Source organism: Cellulomonas sp. RIT-PI-Y (assembly GCF_025642745.1).
Taxonomy (GTDB): domain Bacteria; phylum Actinomycetota; class Actinomycetes; order Actinomycetales; family Cellulomonadaceae; genus Cellulomonas.
On sequence record NZ_JANZKP010000057.1, the window covers coordinates 1 to 21,047 of the forward strand.

The window sequence follows — 21,047 nt, forward strand, 5'->3', positions numbered from 1 at the left end:
GACCAGCCAGGCGTCGTCACGGTTCGGGAAGTCCGTGCGGACGTGGCCGCCGCGGGACTCGGTCCGGGTCGCCGCCACCGCGGTCAGCACGGTCGCGACCTGGTGCACATTCGTGGTCTCCCACTCCGCGACCTGCGGGTCCGCGATCGGCGCGGCACCCCCGTCGCCCACCCGGTGCGCGTCGGTGCGGACCGCGGCCAGCCGTTCGGCGGCCTCGGCCAGCCCGGTCGCGGACCGGAGCACACCGGGTCCGGCGGTGGCGATCCGCTGCACCCGGGAGCGGGCGGCGCCGGAGACCAGCGCGCTGTCCCCGGCGCGGGCCACCGGCTCCCCGGGGACCAGACGCCCGCGACCGACCCGGTCGGCGACGTCGTGCGCGGCGCGGTGCGCGAAGACCAGACCCTCCAGCAGCGAGTTCGACGCCAGCCGGTTGGCGCCGTGCACCCCGGTGCAGGCGGCCTCGCCGACGGCGTAGAGCCCGCGCAGGGTGGAGCGCCCGGACAGGTCGGTCAGGACACCGCCGGAGTGGTAGTGCTGGGCGGGGGCGACCGGGATCAGGTCCGCGCCCAGGTCCAGGCCGTGCTCGGCCAGTCGGGCGGCGATGGTCGGGAACCGGCGACGTGCGCCCGCACTGCCCAGGTGCCGGGCGTCCAGCAGGACGTGGTCGGAGCCGGTGCGGGCCAGTTGGTCGACGATCGCCCGCGACACCACGTCCCGGGGTGCGAGCTCGGCCATCGGGTGCGCGGCGGGCAGGAAGCGGTGGCCCTCGACGTCGAGCAGGATCGCGCCCTCGCCGCGGACCGCCTCGGAGATCAGGGTGAGCTGGCCCTTCACCCCGGAGCCGAGCCAGAGCACGGTGGGGTGGAACTGGACGAACTCGACGTCCGCGACCGCGGCGCCCGCGCGCAGGGCGGCGGCCAGACCGTCGCCGGTGGCCTGCGCGGGATTCGTGGAGGAGCGGAACACCTGGCCGATCCCGCCGGTGGCCAGCACGACCGCGGGGGCCAGGGCCGCGCCGACCCCGTCGCGGGACCCGGCGCCGATGACGTGCAGGGTGACGCCGCAGACCGGACCGGGCCGGCCGTCGGCGTCCGAGGCGCCGGTGAGGATGTCCAGCACCAGCGCCTGCTCGATCACCTCGATGCCCGGGTCCTCGCGCACGGCGGTGAGCTGGGCGATCAGGGCACGGGAGATCTCCGCGCCGGTGGCGTCGCCGCCGGCGTGCGCGATCCGGTCGGCACGGTGCCCGCCTTCCCGGGTGAGCGCGATCCGGCCGTCGGGGGCGGTGTCGAAGACCGCGCCGCCCGCGACCAGTTCCCGCACCCGCGCCGGGCCCTCGGTGACCAGGACCTCGGCCGCGCGCGGGTCGCACAGGCCGACCCCGGCCTCCAGGGTGTCGCGCAGGTGCGCGGCCGGGGAGTCGGTGGGGTCGAGTGCCGCGGCGATCCCACCCTGGGCCCAGATGGTGGAGCCGGAGACCAGCTCACCCTTGGTGACCAGCAGGACGCGGTCGACCCGGGTGCGCAGCTCCAGGGCGGCGGTGAGTCCGGCGATCCCCGAGCCGACCACGACGGCGTCGGCGGTGACGGTCCACCCGGGGGCGGGGGCGGCGAGCGACCGCGCCAGGACCGGTGTGGTCACCGACCGGATTCCGGGTCGTCGCGCACCGCGGTGCGTCCGGTGTCGAAGGGCAGGCCGCTCGGGTGCAACCCGGACTGCGCGGTCCATTCCGCCGGGACCGTGCCGGGGTCGTGGCCGGTGTCGACGATCTGGTTGTCCGCGTCGACCAGGACGACCTTGGGGTCGTAGGTGTGCGCCTCGGCGTCGGTGAGCATGCCGTAGGCGATCAGGATCACCACGTCGCCCGGGTGCACCAGGTGGGCGGCGGCGCCGTTGATGCAGATCTGCCCGGAGCCGGGCTCCCCCGCGATCACGTAGGTGGTCAGCCGGGAGCCGTTGGTCACGTCCACCACGTCCACCTGCTGACCGGGCAGCAGGTCCGCCGCCGCGAGCAGGTGCGCGTCCACCGTGATCGAGCCGACGTAGTGCAGGTCGGCCTGCGTCACGGTGGCACGGTGGATCTTGCCGATCATCATCGGGCGCATCATGGTCACGCCCACCTCACGTCCGTGTTGTCGATGAGCCGGGTGTCGCCCACCCGGCCTGCCACTGCCAGCACCGCGACCGAACCGGTCTGCGGCGCGGTGTCCTCCGGCACGTCGCCGAAGGTCTCCGGGTCCACCAGGGCCACGTAGTCGGGGTCCACCCCGGCGGCCACCAGCACCTCGCGGGTGAGGGCCCGCACCGCGGCGGGTCCGGCGCCCCCGGCGGCGGCACGCTCGCCGGCGGCCAGGGCACGGGACAGGCCGAGCGCCACCGGTCGCTGCTCGGCGGTCAGATACGCGTTCCGGGAGGACAGCGCCAGACCGTCGGCGTCCCGGACCGTGGGGACCGGCACCACGGTGAGGTCGACGTCCAGGTCCCGCACCATCCGGGCGACCGCGACCAGCTGCTGCACGTCCTTGCGGCCGAAGAGCGCGAACGCCGGGCGGGTCAGGTGCATCAGCTTGAGCACGACGGTCAGCACGCCGTCCAGGTGGCCGGGCCGGACCGCGCCCTCGTAGACGTCGCCGATCGCGCCCGCCGCGACCCGGACCACCGGATCGCCGTCCGGGTAGACCTCCGACCGCTCGGGGGCGAACACCACGTCGCCCGCGCCGAGCAGTCCGGGACCGGTCAGCCGCTCCAGGTCGCCGGCCAGATCGCGGGGGTAGCGGTCCAGGTCCTCGGCCGGCGCGAACTGCAGCGGGTTCACGAAGATGGTGACCACCACCTGCTCCCCCCGGGACCGCGCCTCGCGGACCAGCGACAGGTGCCCGTCGTGCAGGGCCCCCATGGTCATCACCACCGCACGCGGCACGGGACGCAGCGCCAGGTCCAGCTCCGCCCGGGTGCGCGCCAAGGTGGGTGCGCTGGTCATCCGTCGTCCTTCGGGTCGGTGGTGGGGACGTCCGGCACGCTACCCCCGTCGGTGCCCGAGGTGTGAGTCGGGGTCAGGGCGTCCAGCAGCGCCTCGACCTGCACGGACCGGATCAGGTCGGCGGACAGCGCCCGGGCGGTCGCGGCCCGGGCCAGGGCGGAGTAGGAGTCGAGCACGTCGGCGGCCCCGGTGCGGGCGGCCAGGTCGGTCAGCTCCGCCAGGTGATCGCGCACCGTCCCGGCGTCGCCCCGGCGGACCGGACCGGTGAGGGTGGCGATGGCCCCGCCCGCGGACTCCGCGCGCAGGGCGCCGTCCAGGGCGGCGTCCAGCAGCGGTCGCAGCACCGCCCCGGGATCCGTCACCCCCGCGGCCCGGAGCGCGTCGCCGGCCTGGGCGACCAGGACGACCAGGTGGTTCGCGCCGTGCGCCAGGGCCGCGTGGTACAGCGGCCGGGCGGCCTCCTCGATCACCACCGGCTCGCCGCCCATCTCGACCACCAGCGCCTGGCCGATCGGCAGCACTGGGGTGGGCGCGGTCACCGCGAAGGTGCAGCCCTCCAACCGGGACAGGTCCAGCGAGGTGCCGGTGAAGGTCATCGCCGGGTGCAGGGCCACCGGGATCACCCCCTTCGCCCGAGCGGGGTCCAGCACCGCGGTGCCGAACCTCCCGGCGGTGTGCGCCACGATCTGCCCGGGCTGCCAGGCCCCGGTGGCCGCCAGCCCCTCGACCAGCTCCGGCAGCGCGTCGTCCGGCACCGCGAGCAGCACCAGCTCCGCCCGGCGCACCACCTCCGGCACCTCCAGCACCGGCACCCCCGGCAACAGGGTCTCCGCCCGTTCGCGGGACGCCTCGGACACCGCCGACACCCCGATCACGGGGTGGCCGACCGCGCGCAGGGCGGACCCCAGGACGGCACCGACCCGACCGGCGCCGACCACGCCGACGCCCAACCTCGTCGTCATCGCTCGCTCATCCACTGTTCCGGACCGGCCCCGGCCCGCGCCGTCCGGGCGCGCACCGACTGGTCCTCGATCAACCGGGCGGCATCCGAGCCGTCCAGGTGGTGCACCGTCGGGGTCACCGGGCCGGGGGTGGAGTGCACCTCGAAGGTCGCCAGACCCATCCGGCGCTCCAGCGGCCCCTGGCTCAGGCCGAGCGACTGGGTGCGCTCGTGCGGCACCACCACCAGGCTGCGCGTCAGCCGGCCGTGCCGGATCAGCAGCGCCCGGTCGGTGACGGTCACACCGGTACGCCGCCAGGCGATCGGGTCCAGCCATCGCGCACGCCGCGGGGAGGTGAGGAAGCCGAACTGCCGGTCGGTCCCGGTGAGACCGGCCTCGACCAGTGCGACCGGGTCCTCGGTGCCCAGGTCCGGCAGCACCAGCCAGAGGGCGAGCAGCACGTCCTCCCGGGTGCCCACCGGCAGCAGGGCGGTGTCGGTCTGCTGCCCGTCCTCCTGCCGGCCGTAGCCCGCGACGTTCATCTCCACCCGCCACCAGCCGGCCCTGCGCCAGAGCACGCTCTGGTAGATCCGCACCGCCTGGACCCGGCCCGGCGGCACGGTCTGCGCCCGGGTCTCGGTGAGCCCGTGCCGGAGCCGGATGCCGTCCGGGGAGATCGCCGCCCGGAAGTTCGCGCCCCGGTTGATCCGACCCCACAGGTAGGAGACCACCGCGAGCAGACCCGGCAGGATGCCGACCACCGGGCCGATGCTGCGCGCCACGATCATCACGACCACCAGCACCACGACCCACAGGATCAGCCAGAACACCGCCCAGGTCAGGAGAGTCGACAGCAGCAGCCGGCGGACCGGCACGGTGAAGACCGGTCGTTCCGGCGCGGTCTCGGCGACGAACGCGGGGCGTGGCTCGGCCTCGTCGACGGCGGGCGCCCCGGTGTCCGGATCCTCGGGCCCGGTGACATCGGGGACCGTGGGACCGCCACGGCCTCGGTGCAACCCCGCCGCCCGGGCCAGCAGCTCCGCGCGCAGCTGATCCGCCTCCGCCTCCCGGAGGAAGGCCAGCGACACCGCGCTCCCCGACCCACCGGCGACCTCCAGCCGCAGCTCGGCCAGCCCGAACAACCGGGCCAGCAGGGGCTGCACCACGTCGATCGCCTGCAACCGGTCCAGCCGGGCCTGCCGCTGCTGACGGAACAGCACCCCGGTACGCAGTCGTACCGCGTCGTCGGTCACCGCGAACCGGGTGACCCGCCAGGCGATCGCGGAGTACCCGAAGCCGACCAGGAACACGATCGCCAGCAGCCCGAGCGCGGCCAGCCACACCCGTCCGCCGAGCCACTCGGCGAGGTCCTGCACGCCGTTCGCCGACTGGGCGCCGATCACCACCAGCACCGCGACGAAGACCTTCCATCCCTTCACCGCCGGGGTGACCGGGTGCATCCGTCGCCAGGCGACACCGTCCTCGACCTGCGCGGGACTCCCCGCGGTGATCGGGCGGCGGGCCGGATCGCTCACAGCCCCGCCAGCCGGGCCTCGCCACGGGAGGCCAGCTGGTCGCGCAGCCGGGCGGCCTCCTCGGTGGGCAGGCCGTCCACCGTCATCTCACTGGTGGGCGAGGCGGTGTGCAGCTGCACGGTGGCGATGTCGAACCGGCGCGCCAGCGGGCCGGCGTTCACGTCCACGTACTGCATCCGGCCGTAGGGCACGACCACCATCGACCGGAACAGGATGCCGCGCCGCAGCAGCAGGTCGTCGGCACGCTCGGCGTAACCCATCGCGCGAACCTGCCGGGGCACCAGCCAGGCGATCCAGCCACCGATCAGCAGCACGGCGACCGGGATCGTCCACAGCCAGGCCACGCCGGACAGCGCCGGGGCCAGCACCGCGCCGATCAGCACCGGCAGCAGCCACAGCCCGGCCAGCAGCAGCCGGGCGGTGATCAGGCGCGGGGACACCGGGGTCCAGGTGACGCCCTCGGGTTCGAACGGCTCGGTGGTCATGACGACCATCCTGGCATCCGGCGGGCGGATCAACTCGCCGCGGGGCCCAGCGCGTGCTCGTGCTCCTCGGGATCGTCCGGCGGCGGGATCCGGCAGAACCACTCGACGAGCAGCCCGGCCGCCGCGAGCACCACGGCGCCCAGCACCGCCAGCCCGGCCGACCAGGCCCGATCGGCCAGCACCTCGCCGGTGAGCTCGGTGAGCGCGTGCAGCACCTGTGCCAGGTACCACCCGGCGAGCAGGGCGCCCGCGTAGCAGCAGGCCTTGGCGAGCACCGCGGTCCGGGCCGCCCGCAGCGGATCGAGCCCCGGGCGGTCGCCGTGCAGGTACTGCCGGACGGTCCAGCCCAGCCAGAACACGATCGCGGCGATGAACACGAGCACCCCGCCGGTCACCCAGGGCACCGCGGGCAGCAGGACACCCTGACTGAACAGCGCTCGGATCACCGCCCACGCCGCCGCGGCGGTGAGCGCGGCGACCAGGAGGAGCGAACCGATCCGGGTGCGTTGCATCAGGGCGCCTGCTCCGGCCGGATCGCCGGGATGTCGAACAGGGCCGGGTGGTCGCGCAGCGGGTCGTGCTCCGGCTCGGCGGCCGGGACGTCGGTCTCCGGCGCCGCGGGCACCGGCTGGGTCAGCCAGTCCAGCGCCAGCCACCGCACGCCGTCCCGGTCCGGAGCGGTGGCCGCGAGCTGGGCGACCGGACCGCCGCCGAGCCCGTGCAGCACCGCGTCCGGTCGCACCTGGGCCCAGGGCTGGAGCACGAACGCCCGCTCGTGCGCGCGCGGGTGCGGCAGGTCCAGATCGTCGGTGACCACGCTGAGCTCGCCGAAGGCGATGATGTCGATGTCCAGCGTCCGCGGCCCCCAGTGCACCAGGCGCTCCCGGCCGTGCTCCTGCTCGATCGCACCGGTGGCATGCAGCAGGGCGCGGGGTGCCAGGGTGGTGCGGGCGATCAGCACGGCATTCAGGTAGTCCGGCTGCTCCGGGCCGCCGACCGGGGCGGTCCGGGCCAGCGCGGAGACCTCCAGCAGCTCGACCCCGGGGATGTCCGCGATCGCGGCCACCGCCGAACGCAGCGTCTCCTGCGCGGTCCCGAGGTTCGATCCGAGCGCGAGCACCACCTCGGTCGGCTCGGCCGGGGCGAGGTCGAGGACGTCGCCGGACTGCTGGACCACCGGCACCGGAGCCGAGCCGCCGGTCAGACCGGCCACCGCTGCGGCCGCGGACGAGTCCTCGGTCACCGGGGTCTGTCCGGTCACGACGTCGGCCTCGTCGGGCGCGCCCGGATCGAGCGACCCGGCCAGCGCGGCACCGGCCAGCGCGGCGCCTGCGGAGGCCGATCCGGCCAGGTCGACCGGGACCGCCGGCAGCACCGCGGTCGCGGGCGCCCCGGTGCCGGACACCCGGATCGGTCCCGTGGTCGGCCGGCCGTCGGTGGTGGGCAGCTCGGCGGAGTCGGCCGCCGTGTCCGACTGCCAGGTCCCGGCCTCGACCGGCGGCTGCCACGGCTGGGCGTCCGCGGCGAGCGGCTCGGCGGCGGGCAGCCGGTTGCGGTCACGCCGCACCCGGACCTCCACGTCGCCGAACGGCACGGTGATCGGCGCCTGCGGCTTGTGCACCGTGACCTCGACCCCGTGGACCTGGGGGTGCGCCAGCACGGTGGCCGCGATCCGCTCGGCCACGGTCTCGATCAGGTCGGCGGGTTCACCGGCCAGCACGCCGACGACCTGCTCGGCGACGGTGCCGTAGTCCAGGGTGTGCACCAGGTCGTCGGTGGCGGCCGCCCGCCGGGTGTCCAGCTCGACCACCAGGTCGACGACGAAGGTCTGGCCCTCGCGCCGCTCGTGGTCGAAGACGCCGTGGTACCCGGTGGCGCTGACGCCGGTCAGCCGGATCGTGTCCGGGGTGGTCGGCTGCTCGCTCATCGTGCGTCCTCTCCTACGTTCCGTGCACCGTTCCAGGCGGCCGCGACCCGCACCGCGTCCGCCGTCCCACGCGCCTCGTGCACCCGCACGCACCAGGCACCGGCCGCCGCGGCCAGCGCCGAGATCGCGGCGGTGGCGTGGTCCCGCTCCAGGGGAGACACCGGTCGTCCGTCGTCACGGGCCAGCAGATGACCCAGGAAGCGTTTGCGGGACGCGCCCACCAGCACCGGGAAGCCGTCGGACAGCAGCTCGTCCAGCCGGGACAGCAGCGGCCAGTTGGCCGATCCCGGCTTGGCGAAGCCCAACCCCGGGTCCAGCACGATCTGGCGGTCGGCCACCCCCGCGGCGCGGAGCTCGGCCACCCGCCGGCCGAGCTCGGTGCGCACGTCGGTGACCACGTCGTCGTAGACCGCCAGCTCGTCCATCACGTCCGCGTGCCCGCGCCAGTGCATGGCGACGTAGACCGCTCCGGTCCGCGCCACCACCTGGTGGATCTCCGGCTCGGCCAGACCGCCGGACACGTCGTTGACGATCACCGCGCCGGAGGCGATCGCGGCCTCGGCCACCGCCGCCCGGGTGGTGTCCACACTGACCGGCACCCCGCGGGAGGCGAACTCGCGGATCACCGGGATCACCCGGCGCAGCTCCTCGTCCTCCGGCACCCGCTCGGCACCCGGCCGGGTCGACTCCCCACCCACGTCCACCAGGTCGGCGCCCTCGGCCAGCAGCGCGAGGCCGTGGCGCAGGGCGGCGTCCGGGGTGAACCACTCCCCGCCGTCGGAGAACGAGTCGGGGGTCACGTTGACCACACCCATGACCAGGGTGCGATCGAGGGCGGTCACGGCATCGGGCAGAGGGAGGGGGTGATGCACGCAGGTCAGCCTAGGCGGTCGCGGCGGCTCGTGGTCAGCGGATCAGGCTCATCGCCTCGGCACGGGTGGCGGGGTCGCGCATCTGCCCCCGCACCGCCGAGGTGAGGGTCCGGCTGCCGGGCTTGCGCACCCCGCGCATGGACATGCACAGGTGTTCGCACTCCACGACCACCAGCACCCCGCGGGGCTGCAGGTGCTCGACCAGCGCGTCCGCGATCTGCCCGGTCATCCGCTCCTGGACCTGCGGGCGGCGGGCGTAGACGTCCACCAGCCGGGCGAGCTTGCTCAGGCCGGTGACCTTGCCGTGCTCGCCGGGGATGTAGCCGACGTGCGCCACCCCGTGGAAGGGCACCAGGTGGTGCTCGCAGGTGGAGTACACCGCGATGTCCTTGACCAGGACCATCTCCTCGTGACCGATGTCGAAGGTCGCGCTGAGCACCTCACCGGCGTCCTGCCGCAGTCCGGCGAACGTCTCCTGGTAGGCCCGCGCCACCCGCGCCGGGGTGTCCCGCAGCCCTTCGCGATCCGGGTCCTCCCCGACCGCGAGCAGCAGCTCCCGGATCGCGGCCTCGGCCCGGGTCGCGTCGTAGGCCGGGATCGCCGAGGGCGGCGGGCTCGGCTGCTCGACCATCGATCAGCCCTGCTGGTCGTCGGCCGGACCGGTCGCGTCCGGCGTCTGGCTCGGCGGCACCTCGACCGCACCCACAGCGGGGTGCTCGTCGTTGGCGGCGGCCGCCTCGTCCTGCGGGATCACCGGACCGTCCAGCTCGGCGAGCTCGGCGGGCGTCATCACCGGCGGGCGGTCGGAGACGCCACGCTCGTCGTTGGTCAGCCACACCTCGCGCGGCTCGCGCTTGACCACCGGCTCGAAGATCCGAGCCAGCTCCTGCTGGTTCAGGGTCTCCTTCTCCAGCAGCTCCAGCACCAGGGCGTCCAGGACGTCGCGGTACTCGATCAGGATCTCCCAGGCCTCGTGGTGCGCGTGGTCCATCAGACCGCGCACCTCGACGTCCACCGTGCCGGCGACCGCCTCGGAGTACTCCCGGCCGTGCCCCATGTCCCGGCCCATGAACACCTCGCCGGAGTCCTGGCCGAGCTTGACCGCGCCGACCCGGGTGCTCATCCCGAACTGGGTGACCATCTTCCGCGCGGTGGCGGTGGCCTTCTCGATGTCGTTCGAGGCGCCGGTGGTCGGGTCGTGGAACACCAGCTCCTCGGCCACCCGGCCGCCCATCGCATAGGCCAGCTGGTCCAGCAGCTCGTTGCGGGTGGTGGAGTACTTGTCCTCGGTCGGCATCACCATCGTGTAGCCGAGGGCGCGGCCGCGGGGCAGGATCGTCACCTTGGTCACCGGGTCGGTGTACCGCAGCGCCGCCGCCACCAGGGCGTGGCCGCCCTCGTGGTACGCGGTGATCTTGAGCTCCTTGATGTTCATCACCCGGGTGCGCTTCTGCGGACCGGCGATCACGCGGTCGATCGCCTCGTCCAGCGCGCGGTTGTCGATGATCTGGGCGTTCGAGCGGGCGGTGAGCAGCGCGGCCTCGTTCAGCACGTTGGCCAGGTCGGCACCGGTGAAGCCCGGGGTCCGGCGCGCGACCCCGGTCAGGTCGACGTCGGTGGCCATCGGCTTGCCCTGCGCGTGCACCTGCAGGATCCGCTCCCGGCCCTTGAGGTCCGGCGGCTCCACCGAGACCTGGCGATCGAACCGGCCCGGGCGCAGCAGCGCGGGGTCCAGGATGTCCGGCCGGTTGGTCGCGGCGATCAGGATGACGTTGGTCTTGACGTCGAACCCGTCCATCTCGACCAGCATCTGGTTCAGGGTCTGCTCGCGCTCGTCGTGGCCGCCGCCCATCCCGGCGCCACGGTGGCGGCCCACCGCGTCGATCTCGTCGATGAAGATGATCGCCGGGGCGTTCTGCTTCGCCTGGTCGAACAGGTCGCGCACCCGGGAGGCGCCGACGCCGACGAACATCTCGACGAAGTCCGATCCGGAGATCGAGTAGAACGGCACCCCGGCCTCACCGGCGACCGCACGGGCCAGCAGCGTCTTGCCGGTTCCGGGCGGGCCGTAGAGCAGGACGCCCTTGGGGATCTTGGCGCCGACCGCCTGGAACTTGTCCGGCTCGGAGAGGAACTCCTTGATCTCCTGGAGCTCCTCGACCGCCTCGTCCACCCCGGCGACGTCGGCGAAGGTGACCTGCGGCGACTCCTTGGACACCAACTTGGCCTTGGACTTGCCGAAGGCCATCGCTCCCCGGCCGCCGCCCTGCATCGAGGTCATCAGGAACCAGAACAGGCCGACGATGATCAGGAACGGCAGGAAGAAGGTGAGCAGGCTGCTCCACCACGGGGTGGTCGGCACCTCGGAGGTGTAGCCCTTGTCCGGGTCGGCCTTGGCGATCGCGTCCACCACGGTCGGGCCCTGGGCCACCACGTAGTTGAACTGCACGTCCTTGCCGTAGTTCTTCTCGTCCTTGACGAAGTCCTCGGTCAGGACCAGGTCGACCCGCTGGACGCCCTCGGTGATCTTGGCCTGCTCGACCTTGCCGTCGGCGATCAGCTCGAGGCCGTCGGAGGTGTCGATCCGCTGCGTGCCGGAGGAGGTGAGGAAGCTCGCCCCGATCCAGAGGACCAGGACCGCGAGCAGGATCCACGGGATGGGTCCGCGGGTGAGTCGCTTGAGAGTCATGTGGTCGACGAGAGCTCGCGCCCTCTTGTCCCTCCGGTTGCAGGGGTGAAGGCCTTGAAGCTACACGCTGGATCTGGACAACGGTCGTCCGATGACCGGGTGTTCGCCCAGGGCTCAGTGCGAGTAGACGTGCGGCGCGAGCGTGCCGACGAAGGGCAGGTTGCGGTACTTCTCCGCGTAGTCCAGGCCGTAGCCGACCACGAACTCGTTCGGGATGTCGAAGCCGACGTAGCGCACCTCGACCTCGACCTTGGCGGCGTCCGGCTTGCGCAGCATGGTGGCGATCTCGACGCTGGCCGGGCCGCGGCTGCGCAGGTTGGCCAGCAGCCAGGACAGGGTCAGACCGGAGTCGATGATGTCCTCGACGATCAGCACGTGCCGTCCGGTGAGGTCGGCGTCCAGATCCTTGAGGATCCGCACCACCCCGGAGGACTTGGTGCCGGAACCGTAGGAGGAGACCGCCATCCAGTCCATCGCCACCGGGGCGCTGATCCGCCGGGCCAGGTCGGCCATCACCATGACCGCGCCCTTGAGCACGCCCACCAGGAGCACGTCCTGACCGGCGTAGTCGGCGTCGATCTGGGCGGCGATCTCGTCCAGGCGGTTCCCGAGCTGTTCCTCGGTCAGGAGCACGCGCTCCAGGTCCTCGCCCATGTCCTCCACGTTCACCGCTGTGACTCTCCTTGCTGGTGCTGGACGTCCGGTTCGGCGGCGGCGGACGTAGCCGTTCTCCCGCGCAGGGCAAGCCTGCCACACGCCCGCGTGACGACCACCTGCCCGGGGAGGTGCACCGGACCCTGGCCGTGCCAGTCGGTCAGCAGCGCGTCGACCGCGAGCAGGTGGGTACGGGTCAACGCCGCCGCGGGCACCCCGGCGCGCAGGGCGGCCGCCCGCACCACCCGGCGGCGCAGAGCGGCGGGTGCGGCCGCGGTCAGGGTGACGTCGACCTCGATCAGCGGCGCCCCGCCCCCCGGGTGCCCTCCGGACCGGTCGAGGGCCGGGCCCCGCACCGCGCGCTCGGCCAGGTCCCTCGCCAGCGCGTCGAGGGCGTCCGCGTCCTCGCGCAGCCCGGCGGCCGTGCGGGCCAGCGCCGCCGCCACCCCCGGGCCCAGCTCGCGGTCCAGCACCGGCAGCACGCGGGTCCGGACCCGCGAGCGCAGCGGCGCGTCCGGGTCGTCGGGGTCGGGGGTGTTGGTCGGGTCCTGCCACGGCTCGATGCCCTGCGCCGCGCACGCCGCCTCGGTGTCCGCCCGCGGCAGGCCCAGCAGCGGTCGCCGCCAGCGCCCGCGCACCTCGGCCATCCCGGACAGCGAGCGTGCGCCGGAGCCCCTGGCCAGACCGAGCAGCACGCCCTCCGCCTGGTCGTCCCGGGTGTGCCCGAGCAGCACCGCCGCCGCACCGGTCTCCTCGGCGACGTCCGCGAGCGCCGCGTACCGGGCGCCCCGCGCCGCCGCCTCCGGACCTCCGGCACCGTGGACGTCGACCCGTCGGACCAGCACCGGATCCAGCCCGAGCCCACGGCACTGCTCCGCCGCCCGCCGGGCCACCCGGTCGCTGCCGTCCTGCACGCCGTGGTCGACCACCACCGCCCCGGCCCGCAACGCCAGCGGCCCGTGGGCTCGCACCGCGAACGCGGTGGCCGCCGCCAACGCCAGGGAATCGGCGCCACCGGAGCAGGCGACCAGGACCAGCGCCCCGTCCGGCAGATCCGCGCAGGCCGCCGTCACCGCGCTCCGGGTGCGGGCGACCGCGGGGTCGGGTCCGGGCACGTCAGCCGTGCACCCGTCGCACCCAGGCGGCCGGGTCGCCGACCTCGGCCGGGGTGGGCAGCAGCTCCGGCGCGGACCACACCGCGTTCAGCCCGTCCCGGCCGACCCTGCGCCGCACCCCGCGGACGAAGGCGGCGCCATCGGCGTACTGCGCCATCTTCACGTCCACGCCGAGCAGGGTCCGGATCAGCTTGCGCACCCCGGTGGCACGGGCACCCGCGGCCCGGCGTCGACCGAACCGGCGACGCAGGTGCCGCACGCTCGGGATCACCCGGGTCCCCACCGCGTCCATCGACACGTCCGCATGGCCCTCCAGCAGGGACATCACCGCACCGATCCGGTCCACCTCGGCCCGTTGCCGCTCATCCAGCAGATCCAGCGGCGACCAGTTCCCGCTCCGTGCCGCCCGCCGCGCACCGGCCAGCACCGCGGCCGGGGTGGGTCGCGGCTGCTCCGCCCACAGGGACGCCATCCGATCGGCCAGATGCCCGGCCAGCCAGGGCGCGGCACCGAACTGCAGCACGTGGGTCTGCTCGTGCAGCGCCACCCACAGCCGGAAGTCGTCGGCGGGCACGTCCAGGCTGCGCTCGGTGGCGAGCACGTTCGGGGCGATCAACAGCAGACGGGGCCGGTCGGATCCCCAGGGATCCACCTGGCCGAGCACCGATCCGGACAGCAGCGCCAGCGCTCCGGCCAGCTCGATCGCCGGACCCGCCCCGCCCCGATCGGCCACGCTCCCGGTGACCGCGGCGAACGCGCGGATGTTCGCCCGCGCCCAGCCACTGCGATCGACCACCAGGGTCTCGGGCGCCGTCGGGAGCTCCAGCCCGGTGACCCGGGCGGCGTGCGGCAGGGCGGCGTCGGCGGCCGCGCGCAGCGACTCCACCAGCTGGACCCGGTCGGCCCACGCCGCGGGCGGTCCGGGGCGGACGAGTCGGGGCGCGACCCGGGCGGCCAGGTCCCAGTCGACGGCGGGTGCGGTCATCGGACCACGGTAACCAAGGGCCGGCCCCGCGGTCAGTCGTCGCCGAAGTACGCGTCGGGATCGGCGGCGTCGAAGTCGGCGAAGTCATCGGGGGAGAACTGACACGGGCCGACCACCGAGATGATCAAATCGTTGACCATGTTCTCCGGGGCATCGGGCGGGCGCGGCGTGAACCTGATGGAGACACCGTCCTTGCTGATCACGAGCGATTGGCCCACCTCGTGGTCGAGATGGTCGTAAGCGACGGTCCACCCGCTGTCGAGGAAGACCTGGGCGATCGGTTCGACGAGGTGAACAGTGCCGGGCGGGTCGGCCGGACTGACGAGCAAGGTTCGGCTGGGGGTCCAGCCGAATGCCCGAGGAGCCTCTCCGTTCTGATACGGCTCACCCGAACACGACGTCCAGTCGTCGTCGAACTTCTGGGTGTAGTTCAGGTCGAAGGTGAGCTCCGGGAACACCTCCCGCGCCTGCGCGACCACCGCGTCGGCCAGGGTGGTGGTGTAGTCGTAGGCGCGCTTCGCGTCCCGATACCGCACCTGCGCCGACGGGCGGTGCGCACACCCCGCGACCAGAAGCGCCAGCACGGCGAGCGCGGCCACGACCCGGCGCCGCGCGCTCACGGCACCTCCCGAGTCGCCGGGGTGAAGTCCGGATCCTGCATCGGATGCTCGTACTGCGGATCCATCAGGCCGAGGGCGACGGCGTCCCGCCGGTCGGTCCACACCGAGACCTGCCCACCGGTCATCACCTGCTCGATGTTCTCCCACGCGTCGGTCTCGGGGAAGAAGACCTGGCTGTGCGACCCGAATCCTTCCAGGATCGGGCTGGTCGGATCAGCGCGATCGGTACGGCCGGTCTCCAGGCGGATGACCCCGCTCAGCTCGTCCGGGTCGGCACCGTGGCCGAGCACCGTGCCGACGCTCACGCCCTGGAAGGTCCCGATGAAGTCGCCGGGGGCGGTCATGGAGTACCGGGGGGTGTCGGGGGCGGCGTAGTCCTGGATCGAGGTTACCCCGGGTCCGGCTCCGGCGGACTCGATGTGCACGATCCGGTCCACGACCATGCCCCGGGCTTCGGCGGCGCCCACCACCGACCCGCCGTAGGAGTGCCCGGCCACGGTGATCGTGGCGCCGGTGACCGCCCGCACCCCGTTGGCGAACGACGCCAGCCGGGGTCCGATCGCAGTCGCGTAGGTGGGGTCCACCGCCTCGAACGCGTGCCGAGCAGTCGGGTTCTCGATGGAGACCGACTGCGGCATCGGCCCGCCGAGATACGTGATCACGGCGAGATCGCGGCGGTTGACGTCCACGAAGGTCCACGCGCGGGCACGCTGATCGGCCATGGTTCCGGTGTTCGTCCCGGTCCCGCCGACCAGGACCGCCAGGTTCGGCGCCCCGGCGTAGCCCACCAACTCCCCGAACTGCCCGGTCGCCGGATCGAAGAGCACGACCTGGTGGCCGGTGACCGTCACAGCGCTTCCACCGGCGTCGATGGTGTCGACCGCCTCGGTCAGCAGCTCCCCGTACCAGGCGTTCGCCACCACCAGCGCGTTCCGCTCCTCGATCAGCGCAGCGAACTCCCGCATCGCATCCGGACTCGTCTGCCCGACCAACTCGGCCAACCGCGCCCTCACCTCGTCCAGCCGCCGCTCGCCCTTGACCAGCGCCGCCGTGACCGCGATCCGGTTGGCGTCGATCCGGGCGGTCAACGGCATCCCGTCCAGGTTGCCGACCACGCCCGGGTACATCCGCGACACCAGCACCAGATCCTCCCGGCTCATCGCGCTGGTGGCCGCGACAATCGCGGCGGTGCGCTCGTCCAGGTCCCGCACCCGCATCGCCGCGGCCAGCTCCGGGAACCGAGCGGCGAACGCGCCACCGGTGTCCGCACGCATCAGGCGGACCGCGAGCTCCGGACAGGCCGCCAGCAGCGCGTCGAACTGCTCGGCGGTCAGCCGACCGACGATCCATCGCGCCGCCGCGTCCCCCTCGGCACCGTCGGGCAGGGCGCGCACCTGATTCGCGATCGAGGCGGTGGACCGGGCGAACAGGTCGGTCGGCAGTCGACGGGCGGCTCCGCCCGCAGCCGCCCAGTCCGGCGGTGTCCCGGTCTGGAGGGCACTCGCCGCCTCGTCGTCGAGGGTCTGGCGCTCGACCACCAACCGATCCAGCGCCGCGCGACAGTCCAGGACCTCCTGCTCGGCGCACTGGACCGCCCCCAGGGCCATCCGCAGGTCGAAGTCGTCGCGATCGGGATCGGACTGCAGGGTCCGCCACGCGTCCTCCGCCCGGCGCAGCGTCCCCCGAGCTGACTCGAGGTCCTCGGCCGCGTACATCGCCCGGGACCGGATCGACAGGACGGTGTTCACGTAGGTGTTCACCACCTCGGCCCCGCGCCGCGCCTCCTGTTCCACGGTCGAGCATTCCGCGGCCCGGGCCGACACGGACGTCTCCCATGCCTGCGCCCCCTGCCCGGTCCACCCCTCCCGGGTCCGTGCCACCAGCACGCCGATCTCCCGGCCGGTCGTCGACAGCACGTCCAGGTGCGACGCCAGCCGTAGGACCAGGTCCTCCATCCCGTCGGCGTCGCCCGCGCCCGGATCGTCCGGGCTCCAGCGGCTCATTCCTCCACCAGGACGCGGTTCGCGCCCCGCAGACCCGAGGCGAGCCGGTCGTCCACGTCGCCGAAGGCGTCCGAGCTGCGCCGCACCGCGTCGCCCTCGGCCCAGATGCTCGCGGACAGTGCGCCGGTGCGCTGCGCCTGCCAGCAGAGCCAGGACTCGAGGGCAGTCCCGAACCTCGCGGAGCCGGTGTCCGGCACGTCATGACGCAGATCCAGACCGACATCGCCGGAGAGGGTGTGCAGTGCGGCCTACGCCGACCGCGCCGCGGAGTCGTCGAGGGTGAGGTCGCTCATGACCCTCATCGTCGGGACTCCGGTCCCCTGGCAGGCCCGCTCTCGGGCGGGTTGAGGGGAGGCCCGAGCACGGTTGAGTGGGCGGGGCGTCCCGCTGAGTGCACGGTCGGCCGGGTCCGCGCGAGTACGCATCCCGGATCGACGGTGCGGCTAGGTGCTCCTGCGCCGGTCGGTCAGCTCTGGCACCCGCAGCCGGCCAGTCCGGTCACGAAACCGTCGATCGCCTGCCGCGGCCCCCACTGCCCGCCCTCACCGGTCTGGTCGGCCATCACCACGTAGAGCAGCATCCGGCCGTCGGCGTCGACCACCAGCCCGGCCAGCGAGGTCACGCCCTTCAGCGACCCGGTCTTGGCCCGGACCACCCCGGCACCGCCGGAGGTGAAGCGGTCGGCCAGGGTCCCGGTCAGTCCGCCGATCGGCATCCCGGTGCCCACCGACCGCAGTTCCGGGTGCGCCGGGTCGACGACCAGCTGCAGCAGGCTCAGCAGCATGGCCGGGCTGAGGCTGGAGCCCTCGGCCAGCCCGCTGGCGTCGGCCAGGGTGGCGCCGGTGATGTCGACGCCCAGGGCGCGCACCGACTGCAGCACGGCCTGGGTCGCGCCCTCGTAGCTGGCCGGGAAGTCCTGTGCGACCGCGACCATCCGGGAGACCACCTCGGTGATGGTGTTGTCGGAGTGGTCCAGGAAGTACCCGGTGACCTCCGACACCGGCGCGGAGGACACCGTGGCGAGCGTCTCGCCCCGGGTGTAGTCGGCCTGCACCCGGGCGGGTGAGCCCTGCACGGTGATCCCCTGGTCGGCCAGCCGCTGCACGAAGACCCCGGCCGCGTTCATCGCGGGGTCCGGGTAGCGCTGGGCGTACTCCTCGTCCGACATCTTGGCGATGTTCACGCCGAGCGCGGCCACCGGGGCGGCGTAGCCCGCGGCCACGTCGGCCGGGTCCCAGCCCGGAGCCAGCAGGCTCCCGCTGAACAGGGTGTCGTCCACCCGCAGGGTCACCGACGTGATCCCGGCCAGCCGCAGCTGCTCCGCGGTCCGGGTGGCCAGGTCGGCGAGCCCGGCCCGGCCGTTCACCGCGTCCGGGTCGCCCTCGCCGGCGGCGAGCATCATGTCCCCGCCGCCGACCAGCACGATCTGGTCCGCCGCCCCGCCCTGCACGACGGTGGTGTCGAAGGTGGTGTCGGCGCCCAGCTCGGTGAGTGCCGCGACCGCGGTGACCAGCTTCTGGGTCGACGCGGGGGTGCGTCCCTGGTCGGGGTTGTTCTCCGTGAGCACCTCACCGGTGAGCGCGTCCGCCACCACCACCCCCACCGTGGGGCCCAGCCGCGCGTCGGTGGTCAGTCCGGCGACCTGCGCGGCGAGCACTGCGGCGGAGGGCACCGGGGCGGCCGGGTCCAGGTCGTCCAGCACGTCGGCCTCGGTGGTGGCCTCGGTCGCACCGGGCGCGGTCGGGAACGGCGCCGCCGGGTCGGGCACGGGGGCGAGGGTGAGGAATCCGGGGGCCACGTCGTAGGCGTCGGCGGTCAGGTATCCGCCGCCTGCCAGCACCAGCACCAGGGCCGTGACCCCCACCGTCCGGGCCGCACGTGCCACTGGTCCGTCTCCTCGCCTCGATCCGTCGGCCGCGGGGGCCTGCGTGCGTCACACTAACGTCACGTCCTGGCCGTGTGAGGATGTGTGCAGCAGGGGCCCGGCGCTGGGACCCGTGGTGAGACGAAGGAGCGGGAGTGGAATTCGACGTCACGATCGAGATCCCCAAGGGTCAGCGGAACAAGTACGAGGTGGACCACGCCACCGGGCGGATCCGCCTGGACCGGATGCTGTTCACCTCGACCCGCTACCCCGATGACTACGGGTTCATCGACGGCACCCTCGGTGAGGACGGCGACCCGCTGGACGCCCTGGTGCTGCTCGAGGAGCCGACGTTCCCCGGCTGCCTGATCCGCTGCCGCGCGCTGGGCATGTTCCGGATGCGCGACGAGGCCGGCGGCGACGACAAGGTGCTGTGCGTGCCGACCGGTGACCAGCGCGCCGCGTGGCGGCAGGACATCGACGACGTGTCCGACTTCCACCGCCTGGAGATCCAGCACTTCTTCGAGGTCTACAAGGACCTGGAGCCGGGCAAGTCGGTCGAGGGCGCCCACTGGACCGGCCGGGCCGAGGCCGAGGCGGAGATCCAGCGCTCGATCCAGCGCGCCGCGGACGCCGGGTACAACACCCACTGAGACGCGACGAGGCCCCCGGCACCTCAGGGTGCCGGGGGCCTCGTCGTGCACCGGTCAGGGACGACCGGCGTAGGACATCGAGTTCGTCCAGCGCACGCTGCTGATCTTGACCACGTCGCCGGGCTTCGGGGCCTCGATCATCTGGCCGTTCCCGAGGTACATCGCCACATGGTAGATGCTGCTGGCGTCGTTCACGTTGGTGCCGTAGAAGATCAGGTCGCCCGGACGCATCGAGTCGTAGCTGACCTTCTGCACCTGGCGGTACTGGTCCCGCGACGTGCGGTTCAGGCTGACCCCGGCCGAGCGCCATGCCCCCTGGGTCAGACCGGAGCAGTCGTACCCGGTCGGGCCGGTGCCGCCCCAGATGTACGGCTTGCCCAGCTGCTGCTTGGCCCACGCGATCGCGGTCTCGGCGGAGGTCGCGGTGCCGGAGGAGCTGCCACCGGTGCTCGGCGTCGACGGGGTCGGCGTGCTCGGGGTCGAGGGCGTCGACGGGGTGCTCGGCGTGGACGGCGTGCTCGGGGTCGAGGGCGTCGACGGGGTGCTGGGGGTCGACGGCGTGCTCGGGGTCGACGGCGTCGAGGGGGTGCTCGGCGTCGACGGCGCGGGCTCGGCGGCACGCTCGGTCTGCGCCGCGGCCTCGGCCTGGGCCTGCCGGTCGGCGTCGATCTGGTCCTGACGTTGCTGCTCCACCTCGGTGGTGGTGTTCCGCGCGGCGGCGAGCTGCTGGATCAGGGACTGCCGCTCGGTGGCCACGCTGGCGACGGCCGCGTCCGCGTCGGACTGGGCGGTCTCGGCGGCGGTGAGCGAGGTCTGCGCGGCGGCGGCGGCGGACTCCTTGGCCGTCTGGGCCGACTCCGCCTCCTCCTTCAGCGTGCTGGCGACCTGGTCGGCGGCACGGTAGGTCTGCACCGCCTGGTCGGCCTTGCTGCTGACCAGGCCGAGCGCCTCGTTCCGGGCGACGACGTCCTCGAGCCCCTCGGCGGAGAGCAGCGCCTGCAGGTCGTCCATCGAGCCGCCGCTGCGGGCCGACTCCCGGGCGATCGCGACCAGGGTCGAGCGCGCCGCCTCCAGCTCGTCCTGCGCGGTCTCGTACGTGGTCTGCGCCTCGGTGGCGGCCTGCTGGGCGGTCGCGAGATCGGCCTGGGCCTGGGCGTAGGCCTCTCCGGCCTGCTGCACCGCGATCTGGGTCTGGTCGCTCTGCGCGGACAGCTGCGCGAGCCGCACCTCGATGTCCGCGACCGCGTCCGCAGCGGACGACTCGGCCTGCTGCGCCTGACGGACGTCGTCGTCGCTGACGTCCGGGTCGGCCATGGCCACGCTGCCGGGGACGACGAGCAGCGCCGCCGCGATCACCACGGTGGCCGTGCGCCCGGCGCGCCGACGATTCGGTTGCCTCACAGAGCCGTCCCTCTCGTTCATTCCGGATGTCCACGGCGACGCTACCTGTCTTCACCACAGAAGTGAACTCCTGTCACAGCTTTCACAGACGTCACACCTGCCACAAACCACCCGATATCGGACAGTCGGTCGCCGTTTCACCCGTTCGGACCCCGGAACAGCGATATCTCAGCCAGCAAGACGGCTGTTCCAGATGGCGGGAGGACGGCCGTATCGTCCTTCCATGACCTGCCGAATGTGTCGCTGATCAGCGCACGCTCGGCTGTGCCCGCAGGCCGTCCTTCCGGCTAGCGGACCCCGACTCCGGATCTCTGCCCTCCTGG

20 protein-coding genes are annotated in these 21,047 nt (G+C 73.6%); 1 reads left to right on the forward strand and 19 read right to left on the reverse strand.

Annotated features, from left to right (window positions below; translation table 11 throughout):
* The 18 genes from OGL89_RS14485 to dacB all read right to left on the reverse strand — a co-directional run.
* The coding region (locus OGL89_RS14485) for an L-aspartate oxidase (RefSeq protein ID WP_263120866.1) at positions 1–1,641 on the reverse strand (1,641 nt) is incomplete at its 3' end.
* On the reverse strand, positions 1,638–2,108 hold the full coding sequence (panD, locus tag OGL89_RS14490) for an aspartate 1-decarboxylase (RefSeq protein ID WP_263120885.1): 471 nt from the start codon (positions 2,106–2,108) through the stop codon (positions 1,638–1,640). The genes panD and OGL89_RS14485, both read right to left, overlap by 4 nt.
* A gap of 2 nt (positions 2,109–2,110) precedes the next feature.
* Positions 2,111–2,980 (reverse strand): pantoate--beta-alanine ligase, encoded by an 870-nt coding sequence (panC, locus tag OGL89_RS14495; RefSeq protein ID WP_263120867.1) that lies wholly within the window; start codon positions 2,978–2,980, stop codon positions 2,111–2,113.
* Positions 2,977–3,942, reverse strand: a complete 966-nt coding sequence (locus OGL89_RS14500) for a DUF2520 domain-containing protein (RefSeq protein ID WP_263120868.1) — start codon at positions 3,940–3,942, stop codon at positions 2,977–2,979. Before OGL89_RS14500 ends, panC begins: the two co-directional genes overlap by 4 nt.
* A complete protein-coding gene (locus tag OGL89_RS14505; protein WP_263120869.1) occupies positions 3,939–5,456 on the reverse strand; it encodes a PH domain-containing protein in 1,518 nt (505 codons plus the stop codon). The genes OGL89_RS14500 and OGL89_RS14505 overlap by 4 nt, the downstream gene beginning before the upstream one ends.
* Complete coding sequence (locus OGL89_RS14510) at positions 5,453–5,941, reverse strand: PH domain-containing protein (protein ID WP_263120871.1); 489 nt, start codon at positions 5,939–5,941, stop codon at positions 5,453–5,455. The genes OGL89_RS14505 and OGL89_RS14510 overlap by 4 nt, the downstream gene beginning before the upstream one ends.
* A gap of 29 nt (positions 5,942–5,970) precedes the next feature.
* Positions 5,971–6,453 carry a DUF3180 domain-containing protein gene (locus OGL89_RS14515; RefSeq protein WP_263120872.1) on the reverse strand — a complete coding sequence of 161 codons (483 nt, stop codon included), beginning with the start codon at positions 6,451–6,453 and terminating at the stop codon, positions 5,971–5,973.
* The gene (folK, locus tag OGL89_RS14520; protein ID WP_263120873.1) at positions 6,453–7,868 is read right to left on the reverse strand and encodes a 2-amino-4-hydroxy-6-hydroxymethyldihydropteridine diphosphokinase; all 1,416 of its coding nucleotides are present in this window, start codon (positions 7,866–7,868) and stop codon (positions 6,453–6,455) included. The genes OGL89_RS14515 and folK overlap by 1 nt, the downstream gene beginning before the upstream one ends.
* On the reverse strand, positions 7,865–8,683 hold the full coding sequence (gene folP / locus OGL89_RS14525; protein ID WP_263120886.1) for a dihydropteroate synthase: 819 nt from the start codon (positions 8,681–8,683) through the stop codon (positions 7,865–7,867). The genes folK and folP overlap by 4 nt, the downstream gene beginning before the upstream one ends.
* 91 nt (positions 8,684–8,774) lie before the next feature.
* A complete protein-coding gene (gene folE, locus OGL89_RS14530; RefSeq protein ID WP_263120874.1) occupies positions 8,775–9,371 on the reverse strand; it encodes a GTP cyclohydrolase I FolE in 597 nt (198 codons plus the stop codon).
* Between the two features lie 3 nt (positions 9,372–9,374).
* On the reverse strand, positions 9,375–11,429 hold the full coding sequence (ftsH, locus tag OGL89_RS14535) for an ATP-dependent zinc metalloprotease FtsH (protein WP_263120875.1): 2,055 nt from the start codon (positions 11,427–11,429) through the stop codon (positions 9,375–9,377).
* A 114-nt stretch (positions 11,430–11,543) separates the two neighbouring features.
* Complete coding sequence (hpt, locus tag OGL89_RS14540) at positions 11,544–12,098, reverse strand: hypoxanthine phosphoribosyltransferase (protein WP_263120876.1); 555 nt, start codon at positions 12,096–12,098, stop codon at positions 11,544–11,546.
* Positions 12,095–13,198 (reverse strand): tRNA lysidine(34) synthetase TilS, encoded by a 1,104-nt coding sequence (gene tilS / locus OGL89_RS14545; protein ID WP_263120877.1) that lies wholly within the window; start codon positions 13,196–13,198, stop codon positions 12,095–12,097. Before tilS ends, hpt begins: the two co-directional genes overlap by 4 nt.
* A gap of 1 nt (position 13,199) precedes the next feature.
* A complete protein-coding gene (locus OGL89_RS14550; protein ID WP_263120878.1) occupies positions 13,200–14,183 on the reverse strand; it encodes a zinc-dependent metalloprotease in 984 nt (327 codons plus the stop codon).
* A gap of 32 nt (positions 14,184–14,215) precedes the next feature.
* On the reverse strand, positions 14,216–14,803 hold the full coding sequence (locus OGL89_RS14555; RefSeq protein ID WP_263120879.1) for a hypothetical protein: 588 nt from the start codon (positions 14,801–14,803) through the stop codon (positions 14,216–14,218).
* Positions 14,800–16,806, reverse strand: a complete 2,007-nt coding sequence (locus OGL89_RS14560) for an alpha/beta hydrolase (protein ID WP_263120880.1) — start codon at positions 16,804–16,806, stop codon at positions 14,800–14,802. The genes OGL89_RS14555 and OGL89_RS14560 overlap by 4 nt, the downstream gene beginning before the upstream one ends.
* Complete coding sequence (locus tag OGL89_RS14565; protein ID WP_263120881.1) at positions 16,803–17,003, reverse strand: hypothetical protein; 201 nt, start codon at positions 17,001–17,003, stop codon at positions 16,803–16,805. Before OGL89_RS14565 ends, OGL89_RS14560 begins: the two co-directional genes overlap by 4 nt.
* A 269-nt stretch (positions 17,004–17,272) precedes the next feature.
* Positions 17,273–18,691 (reverse strand): D-alanyl-D-alanine carboxypeptidase/D-alanyl-D-alanine-endopeptidase, encoded by a 1,419-nt coding sequence (gene dacB, locus OGL89_RS14570; RefSeq protein ID WP_263120882.1) that lies wholly within the window; start codon positions 18,689–18,691, stop codon positions 17,273–17,275.
* Between the two features lie 134 nt (positions 18,692–18,825).
* On the opposite strand from dacB, the gene OGL89_RS14575 reads away from it, so the two are divergent.
* Positions 18,826–19,323 carry an inorganic diphosphatase gene (locus tag OGL89_RS14575; RefSeq protein WP_263120883.1) on the forward strand — a complete coding sequence of 166 codons (498 nt, stop codon included), beginning with the start codon at positions 18,826–18,828 and terminating at the stop codon, positions 19,321–19,323.
* Between the two features lie 54 nt (positions 19,324–19,377).
* Here the strand turns inward: OGL89_RS14575 and OGL89_RS14580 are convergent, their stop codons facing one another.
* A complete protein-coding gene (locus OGL89_RS14580) occupies positions 19,378–20,724 on the reverse strand; it encodes a C40 family peptidase (RefSeq protein ID WP_263120884.1) in 1,347 nt (448 codons plus the stop codon).
* Between the last annotated feature and the right edge of the window lie 323 nt (positions 20,725–21,047).